This is a genomic window from Variovorax sp. P4_D9 (assembly GCF_056401695.1).
Genome location: NZ_JBFUIU010000359.1, coordinates 1 through 9,029, shown reverse-complemented (window position 1 = coordinate 9,029; position 9,029 = coordinate 1). Strand labels below are relative to the sequence as shown.

Here is a 9,029-nt window from a genome sequence, read left to right as displayed (position 1 = left end):
GGCCTATGCGATGCAGCCGGGTGTCTACCTGGTGCCGCAGCCCGACGGCCGCCTGGTGTCGCAGTTCGGCGCGCTGGGCGACGTGCTGCACGTCGGTCGCCCCGTCATCGAGGCCCCGGTGCCCGAGGACATCCATCAAATGATGCATGCGATGGAGCGCATCGAAGCGCACCGCGATCCTTGTGTGCGCGAAGGCTGCAAGCCGACCCGGGAGATCGTCGACGCGTGCGAGCAGGCCTTCGGGGAATGCATGGCTGTACTCAATCAACGCTGCCCTTTGGAGTAAGCCATGACGCCCCACGAACATGAAGCAGCGGCACAGCGCATCGAGAACTCCTTGCGCAAGTGCGGCCCGGACGACTACGAAATCATCATCGAGGCAGCCATGCTCGCCGGCTCGCACTGGCTCAATGCCCATCTGCACCGGCTCGGTGCCACGCAGCCCGCGCAGGACGTCATGCACACCTACCTTCTCGTCGTGAACGAGTTGCGTCGGCTGAGCGTGGCCGACGCGCAGGCGGTCGGTGCGCTCAGCGCCATCGAAGACCTGCGTCCTGCCTATGTGCGAGGCGCGCATGCAGGCGGCAAGGAAGCCGCGCAGCGCGCCCTCTCGCTGCTCGAACTGATACGCGCCAGCGCTCGTTCCTCGTGACGCCGGCAACCTACCCACAGACGGAGAAATACATGAAGGCAATCAGAGTCATCCCACACCCCGATGGCGGGCGCATTGAAGTGCAGGACATCGCCAGGCCCACGGTCGGGCCGCGCCAGGTGCTCGTGCGCGTGCGCGCCTCCGGGCTCAACCGCGGCGAAATCACGCAGGCCAAAGACAAGCGCACCGGCGACCCGTTGACGGTTGGCGTGGAGTTCGCAGGCGAAGTCGCCGAAGTCGGCAGCGAAGTGACTGCCTGGCGCGAGGGCGATCGTGTCATGGGGCATGGCCGCGAGTGCCAGGCGCAGTTCGTCCTGGCCGATCCGTTGGCCATCATGCCGGTGCCTTCGACGGTTTCATGGATCGAGGCAGCATCGTTTCCGAACGCGTTCATCACAGCGCACGATGCGGTGATCACCAACGGACAGTTGCGTCCGGGCGAATCGATCCTCGTCAATGGCGCATCAGGCGGCGTGGCCTGGGCGGCGCTGCAAATCGCTTCGCTCTGGAAGGCCCATCCCGTGATGGCGATGTCCCGCTCGGCAGCAAAACTCGCGCGACTCGCGGAGTTCGGCGTCGACGTGGGCATCGATTCGTCGATCGAGTCGCAGGTCGAGAAGGTGAAGGCCGCGACCGATGGGCGCGGCGTCGATGTCATCATCGACCTGGTCGGGGCCCCGGTCTTCGAGGCCAACGTGCAAAGCCTCGCCGTGGGCGGACGGTACGTCAACGTCGCAAGGCTGGGTGGGCGCACCGCGCAGATCGACCTGGAGCAGCTCTGGCTCAAGCGCCTGAAGCTGATCGGCGTCACCTTCCGCACGCGCTCCGAACAGGAGCGGCTCGAGTGCGTGCAGGCCTGCGCGCGCGACATGCTCCCGTTTCTGAAGGATGGCCTCATCCGCTGGGCCATCGACCGCAGCTTTGCGCTGGACGAAATCCATTCGGCGCATGCCTACATGATGCAAGCCCAGCATTTCGGCAAGATCGTTCTGACCATCGATTGATATAGCTAGGAGACAAATATGACCAAGCTCAAAGTAACACCGCTGACCGGTTCCATCGGCGCCAGCGTCGAAGGCATCGACCTGAACAGCCCTATCGACAACTCGACATTCGCGGCGCTGCACGACGCCTTCCTCACGCATTGCGTGCTGGTCTACCGGGGGCAGCAATTGAAGCCTGCAGCTCAGGTCGAGTTCGGCCGGCGCTGGGGCACGCCATTGAACACCAACCCACTGCTCAAGCACCTCGAAGGCCACCCCGAAATCGTGCAGGTCACCAAGATCCCGAAGGCGACCGCATCGACCGAGGCATGGCACTACGACTCGTGCTACACACCGGTTCCGCCGAAGATCTCGATCCTGTCGGCCGTGACGGTGCCCAATGGTGGCGACACCATGTGGTGCAACCAGTACCAGGCCTATGAACGGCTGTCGCCCACGATGAAGCGCATGCTCGAAGGCCTGCGCGTGAAATTCGTCGGATTGCGCCTGGGCCGCATGATGGGCGCCGACGCGGCCAGCCTGCCGACCGCCGTGCATCCGCTCGTGCGCACCCATCCGGAAACCGGGCGCAAGGCACTGTACGTCGGCCACCGCGAGACGGCGCAGCTCATAGAGGGCATGACCGACGAGGAAAGCCGCCCGCTGCTCGACTTCCTGTATGAGCACTCGACGACCCCGGACAACGTCTATCGCCACATGTGGCAACAAGGCGATGTCGTGATGTGGGACAACCGCTGCACCATGCACTACGCCATCCACGACTACGGCGAAGCCGAGCGGGTACTCAACCGCATCACCATGGAAGGCGAAGTGCCGCAATGAAGCGCGACGATAGCGCGCTTGCGAAGGACGTCGAGCCCGTGCGCGAAGCCTTTCGCTTCGACGAGCAGCGTCTGGCGCGATGGCTGTGCGCGAATGTCGACGAGCGCGCCGGCACGCTGAAGGTCAGTCAGTTCAAGGGCGGGCAATCGAACCCGACCTACCGCGTCGATACGGACCGTGGCAGCTACGTGCTCAGGCGCAAGCCGCCCGGCGACTTGCTCAAGGGCGCTCATGCGATCGATCGCGAGTACCGCGTCTTGGCAGCCTTGCACGAAGCGGCGTTCCCCGTGCCACGGGTACACGCCCTGTGCCTGGATCGAGGCGTCATCGGGACCGAGTTCTACATGATGGACCGCATCGCGGGGCGCGTGTTCTGGAATCCGCGCCTGCCCGAGGTGGCCGCACCTGAGCGCGCGGCCTATTTCGACGCCATGAACGAGACGATCGCCCGCTTGCACGGTATCGATCCGGCAGCCATCGGCCTGGCCGACTACGGCCGCACGGGCGGCTACTTCGAGCGGCAGATCGCGCGCTGGTCGGGCCAGTATCGCGACGACGCGCTCGCAGGCCGCGATCCGAACATGGACCGTTTGGTCGAATGGCTGCCGCAACATGTTCCCGCGGGCGACGAGACGACGATCTCGCACGGCGACTTCCGCTGCGACAACATGATCTTCCACCCGACCGAGCCGCGCGTCCTGGCGGTGCTGGATTGGGAGCTCTCGACGCTGGGCCATCCGCTTGCTGACTTCAGCTACCACGCGATGATGTACCGGCTGCCGCCAACCATCATGCATGGCCTGCTCGGCGAAGACCTCGAGTCGCTCGGCCTGCCCTCGGAAGCCGACTATGTTGCAGCCTACGTGAGACGCACCGGACGTGAGGGCATCCCCAATTACGCCTTCTACATCGCGTTCAACATGTTCCGCCTCGCCGCCATCCTGCATGGGATCAAGGGGCGCCTGCTGCGCGGGACCGCATCGTCGGCGCAGGCCGTCGAAATGGCGAAGAACGTCGAGCCGCTGGCACAGCTGGCTTGGCAACAGGCGGAGATCGCAATGCGCGAAGCCGGCTGACTCTCAAAAAAAAACACACCATGTCTCCACACCTGCCTTCCGCGGCCGCCGCGGAGTTGCCGGAGCGCGTCCTGCGTTTCGTGCGCGAAGCCGTCATCCCCTACGAAAAAGACCCTCGCAACCATGGGCATGGCCCCTCCGAGGACCTCGTTCATGAGTTGCGCACGCAGGCCCGCGAGGCCGGCTTGATGGCGCCGCACTTGCCTGCGGAATTCGGCGGCCACGGGCTCTCGCACGTCCAGACCGCGGCGGTCTTCCGTGCCGCGGGCTATTCGCCGCTCGGCCCGGTCGCGCTCAACATCATGGCGCCCGACGAAGGCAACATGCATCTGCTGGAGCGAGTCGCCACGCCGGCACAGAAGGAGCGCTTCCTGCGCCCGCTGGCTGCCGGCGAGATGCGTTCGGCCTTCTTGATGACCGAGCCCGATGGCGGCGCCGGCTCCGACCCGTCGATGCTCAAGACCGAGGCCGTGCGCGATGGCAGCGACTGGCTGATCAGCGGCCGAAAATGGTTGATCACGGGCGCTGTTGGTGCAGGCTTCGGCATCGTCATGGCCCGCACCGAGGAGCGTGCGACGATGTTCCTCGTCGACATGGACAGCCCCGGCATCAGGATCGAGCGCATTCTGGACACCATCGACAATTCGATGCCCGGGGGGCATGCCGTCATCGCACTCGACCGCGTTCGCGTGCCGGCGAACCAGATCCTCGGCGAAGAAGGCCGCGGTTTCGACTACGCCCAAGTGCGCTTGGCGCCGGCGCGGCTGACGCACTGCATGCGCTGGTGGGGCACGGCGCGCCGGGCGCACGACATCGCCACCGAGTACGCCTGTCGCCGCCATGCCTTTGGCAAGCCGCTGATCGATCACGAAGGCGTCGGATTCATGCTGGCAGACAACGAGATCGACCTGAAGCAGGCCGAGCTGATGATCGACTGGTGCGCCTCGGTGCTCGATACCGGGGCGAAGGGGACGCACGAATCCAGCATGGCGAAGGTCGCCGTGTCGGAGGCGCTGTACCGGATCGCGGACCGCTGCGTGCAGGTGCTCGGCGGCCTGGGCGTCACCCGTGACTCGGTGGTCGAGCAGGCGTTTCGCGAGATCCGCGCCTTCCGCATCTACGACGGCCCATCCGAGGTACACCGCTGGTCGTTGGCCAAGAGCATCAAGCGTCGCATGAAGGAGCACTGAGCATGTTGAAAGCGGATCTGACGGGCGTCACTGCCCTCGTCACGGGGGCATCGAGCGGACTCGGTGCCCACTTTGCGCGCCTCCTGGCGCGTTCGGGAGCGAGCGTGCTGCTGGCTGCCCGGCGAGTCGCTGCGCTCGAGGCCATCGTTGCCGAGCTGAAGGAAGGCGGCGCCAAGGCGCAAGCGCTCGAACTCGATGTAAGCCAGCCCGAACAGGTGCGCACGTGCATCCAGGCCCTGCCCCGGCTCGACGTGCTGGTGAACAACGCGGGCGTCACGCTGACGCGCTCCTTTCTCGACCAAAGCGACGAGGAGTGGGACCGCGTGCTCGACACCAATCTGCGCGGCGCGGCAATGGTCGCGCAGGCTGCGGCGCGGCGCATGAAGGCGCTCGGGACACACGGCTCGATCATCAACGTCGCTTCAATACTCGGTTTGCGGCAGGCCGGCCACGTATCTGCGTACGCCGTGTCCAAGGCGGCGTTGATCCAGCTCACCAAGTCGATGGCGCTTGAACTGGCGCGCGAAGGCATCCGCGTCAACGCGTTGGCGCCGGGCTACTTCGACACGGAACTCAACCACGACTTCTGGCAAGGCGAAGCCGGCCAGGCATTGATCAAGCGCGTGCCGTCGAGGCGTCTCGGGCAGCTCGAGGAGCTAGACGGGCCTATGCTACTGCTCGCCTCCGACGCATCGCGCTACATGACAGGTGCGGTGATCGCCGTCGATGGCGGACATCTAGTCAGTTCACTCTAGTGCGAATTCCATGAAGAACCCAAAAATGAAAATACGCTGGTTGGCCTGGCTGCCCTGATCGTTCTCGGCGCCGCTTCCGCACAGTCGTCCGTCACTTTGTTCGGCGTGCTGGATGAATCGGTCAGTGGCTACCAAAACAAGTCGGAGACCCCGTTGGGCATCACCGCCCGGGTGAGCTGCAAGGTGCTGGCGAGCAATGCCTACAACCAGAGTCGCCTTGGCTTCCGCGGAACGGAAGATCTCGGTGGAGGTTTGGCTGCCAGCTTCTGGCTCAAATCCGCGCCCGACGATGGGTCGACCGGTGGCAACGTGGCAAACTCCGGTCCCAGTATGATGGGATTCTTCAACCGCCGTTCGACGGTGAGCCTGTCGGGCGTCGCCGGCGAGTTGCGCCTCGGCCGCGACTACACGCCCACCTTCTGGAACGACCTCGTGTTCGATCCCTTCAGCGCCAACGGCGTGGGCACCAATGTCATTGCCACGGCCAACGGGTTCAGCAGCACCGGGGCGTCGGTCAGGGGCTTCCAGGCCAACAGCACCTACGTTCGCGCCAGCAATTCGGTCGGTATTTCCTGCCGCCGAACCTGGGCGGTTTCTACGGCCAGGTCATGTATGCCTTCAATGAGCAGATCAAGTACGACCCGGGCGTCTTCACGCCGAAGGCCCCGAACAACTCGCGTGCGGGCCAATACTGGGGTGGTCGCTTCAGCTACGCCAACGGCCCGTTGGACGTGGCTACTTCATATGGCGAGGCCACGATTGCCGACAACTACTTCGCAGGTCTTACAACGACGCTCGACACCTTCAACCTCGGCGCCTCGTACGACTTCGGCCTCGTGAAGCTGTTCGGAGAGTTTTCGAAAGCCAAGCTGAAGACGGACAACGATGGAATCGTTCCCATTGGCGCCATCAACGCTTCGCCGCRCGCCACAGGCTACCTGCTCGGCGCGACGGTGCCCATCGGCGCCGGGCTGATCCGGGCGGCCTACTCGCAAGTGAAGATCGATCCGAATCGCATCATCGCGCAGCTCAGCGGCGATCCGAGGGCCAGCAAGTGGGCAGTTGGCTACGTGTACAACCTGTCCAAGCGCACTGCGCTCTACGCCACATTCGCCCAGCTCAACAACAAGAACGGCTACGACCTGGCTGTTGGCAGCGTGCCGTTCGTCTCGGGTGGCGAGGGTACAACCTCGGTATTCCTCACGCATTCTGATCCCCCGCCGGCGTGCACATCGCCGTGAGGTCGGAAGTCTTCATGCGTGGATTCATCTTCCGCAGCGCGGCCAGCAGCGCCTGCGCCCGCCCGGYGCCCGGCACGTCGGTCGTGAGCTCCATGAACTTCTCACCCCGCGAGCGCCCCGGACGCCGAAACGGTCGCCGACCAATGGACGCAGCCTCCGCTGAGACTGCGTTCTGAGTCAGTCGAAGTTCAGCAGAACCTTCATGGCCTGCGAACGATCCGCGGCCAGCGCGAATGCACGCGCCGAATCTCGATACGACATCGTGGCCGAGATCAGCGGCCTGACATCCACCAGGCCCTTGTTGAGCAGTTCGACCGCCGTGGCGAACTCCTGGTGGAACCGGAAGACGCCGCGAAGGTCGAATTCCTTCGCAACGATCGTGTTGATCGGCAGGCTCATTTCGCCGCCGCTCAGTCCGAGCTGCACGATGATGCCGCGAGGCCGCAGGACGTCGAACGCGGCGCGCAGCGCCCGCTCGTTGCCGCTCGCCTCGAAGAGCACGTCGAACTGCCCCTTGTCTGCGCTGAACCGACGCAGCCCATCGGGTTCGTCGGCGACGTTGACCACCTCGTCGGCCCCGACCTTGAGCGCCTTGCTCAAGGGGTGGGCGCTCATGTCGGTGGCCACGATGTGGGTCGCTCCCGCGCGCCGCGCGGCGATGATGACGAGCGCGCCGATCGGCCCGCATCCCGTGACCAGCACCTTCTTGCCGAGCAGCGGCCCGGCCCGCTGCGCGCCGTGCAGCGCAACCGACAGCGGCTCCGCCATGGCGCCCTCGCCGTCGCTCAACCGATCCGCTAGCAGATGGGCCTGGTAGGCCTCCACCACGATCTGCTGGCGGAAGGCGCCCTGCACGTGCGGCGTGCGCATCGCGCTGCCGTAGTAGCGCATGTCAAGGCAGTGGTTCTGCAATCCCTCCTGGCAGAAGCGGCACAGTCCGCAGGGCCGGCTGGGACTGACGGCGATGCGCTGGCCGGCAGTGAAGCCGGCCACCCCGCTCCCGACCGCTTCGATCACGCCCGCCACCTCGTGACCGAGCACCATCGGCTCCTGGATCCGCACGGTGCCGAAGCCGCCGTGCTGGTAGTAGTGCAGGTCGGAGCCGCAGATGCCGCCGCAGCGCACGCGCACCAGCAGTTGGCCCGCTCCCAGTTCCGCTGTCGGCACTTCCTCGACGCGAAGGTCTCCGGGTGCGTGGATGACGAGTGCTTCCATTTGGCTTCCTCCTTGTATTGAATTCAACGCGTCATCATGCGCAGCGGCCACATCACGATCTCGGGGAAGACCACCAGCAGCAGCATGACCAGGGTCTGGGCGATCATGAAGGGCATGACGCCGCGAATGGCACCGCTCATCGGGATCTTGGCGACGCCGCAGACAACGTTGAGGACCGTGCCCACCGGGGGCGTCACCAGGCCGATGGCGTTGTTCATGATGAACAGCACGCCGAAGTACACGGGATCGATGCCGGCCTGCTTGAGCACCGGCATCAATACAGGCGTCATGATCAGCACCGTCGGCGTGAAGTCCAGCGCGGTACCGACCACCAGCACCAGCATCATCAGCGCAAAGGTCAGCAGCATCTTGTTGCCCATGAGCGGCTCGACCAACGTGGCCAACTGCTGCGGGATGTCTGCGGTGGTGATGAGCCAGGCCGAGACGCCGGCCGCCGAGACCAGGAACATGATCACCGCCGTCGTCTCCGCCGCACGGTAGAAGAGGTGGAAGAGTTCCGAAGGCTTAATCTCGCGATACACCACCAACCCGACAAAGAGCGAGTAGACCGCCGCGATCACCGCTGCCTCTGTCGGCGTGAAGATGCCGATCTTGAGCCCGCCGACGATGACCACTGGCAGCACCAACGCCCACAGGGCCTCCCGGGTTGCGACCCTGCGCTCGGCCATCGTTCGCTTCGGTTCGACCTTCACTTTGTCGCGGCCGATCGACCAGCGCCAGGCCAGCATGATCGACAGCCCCATCAGGACGCCCGGCACGATGCCGGCGATGAACAGCTTGGTGATCGAGACCCCGCCGGTGACACCGAAGAGGATCATGCCGATAGACGGCGGGATCACCGGCGCGATGATGCCGCCGCAGGCGATCAGCCCGCAGGAGCGGTTCACGTTGTAGCCGGCGTTGCGCATCATGGGGATCAGCACCGAAGCCAACGCCGCCGTGTCGGCCACCGCCGAGCCCGAGAGCGAGGCCATGATGACCGCGGCCACGACCGCCACGTAGCCGAGGCCGCCTCGGATGTGGCCCACCCAGGACATGGCCATCATGATGATC

General features: G+C 65.1%; 9 protein-coding genes and 2 pseudogenes. 8 read left to right on the top strand and 3 right to left on the bottom strand.

Features of this window, described 5'->3' with window-relative positions; translation table 11 throughout:
- The 8 genes and pseudogenes from AC1DY5_RS30805 to AC1DY5_RS30770 all read left to right on the top strand — a co-directional run.
- Window positions 1-286: pseudogene (locus tag AC1DY5_RS30805) on the top strand (hypothetical protein); the annotation flags it as partial.
- 3 nt (window positions 287-289) lie between these two features.
- Window positions 290-652: a hypothetical protein gene (locus tag AC1DY5_RS30800; protein WP_478117642.1), complete on the top strand. Its 363-nt coding sequence runs from the start codon at window positions 290-292 to the stop codon at window positions 650-652.
- A gap of 32 nt (window positions 653-684) precedes the next feature.
- Entirely contained in the window at window positions 685-1,656 is a 972-nt protein-coding gene (locus tag AC1DY5_RS30795; RefSeq protein WP_478117640.1) for a quinone oxidoreductase family protein, read from the top strand.
- A gap of 18 nt (window positions 1,657-1,674) precedes the next feature.
- Window positions 1,675-2,478: a TauD/TfdA dioxygenase family protein gene (locus AC1DY5_RS30790; RefSeq protein WP_478117639.1), complete on the top strand. Its 804-nt coding sequence runs from the start codon at window positions 1,675-1,677 to the stop codon at window positions 2,476-2,478.
- Window positions 2,475-3,554, top strand: a complete 1,080-nt coding sequence (locus AC1DY5_RS30785; RefSeq protein WP_478117637.1) for a phosphotransferase — start codon at window positions 2,475-2,477, stop codon at window positions 3,552-3,554. The genes AC1DY5_RS30790 and AC1DY5_RS30785 overlap by 4 nt, the downstream gene beginning before the upstream one ends.
- Window positions 3,555-3,574: 20 nt before the next feature.
- Window positions 3,575-4,744: an acyl-CoA dehydrogenase family protein gene (locus tag AC1DY5_RS30780; protein WP_478117635.1), complete on the top strand. Its 1,170-nt coding sequence runs from the start codon at window positions 3,575-3,577 to the stop codon at window positions 4,742-4,744.
- A gap of 2 nt (window positions 4,745-4,746) precedes the next feature.
- A complete protein-coding gene (locus AC1DY5_RS30775) occupies window positions 4,747-5,499 on the top strand; it encodes an SDR family NAD(P)-dependent oxidoreductase (protein WP_478117633.1) in 753 nt (250 codons plus the stop codon).
- Window positions 5,500-5,544: 45 nt separating this feature from the next.
- Window positions 5,545-6,712, top strand: a pseudogene (locus AC1DY5_RS30770) (porin).
- On the opposite strand, the gene AC1DY5_RS30765 reads toward AC1DY5_RS30770, so the two are convergent.
- From AC1DY5_RS30765 to AC1DY5_RS30755, 3 genes are all read right to left on the bottom strand, one after another.
- Window positions 6,700-6,834 carry a hypothetical protein gene (locus AC1DY5_RS30765; RefSeq protein WP_478117632.1) on the bottom strand — a complete coding sequence of 45 codons (135 nt, stop codon included), beginning with the start codon at window positions 6,832-6,834 and terminating at the stop codon, window positions 6,700-6,702. The pseudogene AC1DY5_RS30770 and the gene AC1DY5_RS30765 overlap by 13 nt on opposite strands.
- Window positions 6,835-6,917: 83 nt before the next feature.
- Window positions 6,918-7,955 (bottom strand): L-idonate 5-dehydrogenase, encoded by a 1,038-nt coding sequence (locus AC1DY5_RS30760; protein WP_478117630.1) that lies wholly within the window; start codon window positions 7,953-7,955, stop codon window positions 6,918-6,920.
- A 23-nt stretch (window positions 7,956-7,978) separates the two neighbouring features.
- A partial coding sequence (locus AC1DY5_RS30755) for a TRAP transporter large permease (protein WP_478117629.1) occupies window positions 7,979-9,029 on the bottom strand: 1,051 nt, incomplete at its 5' end.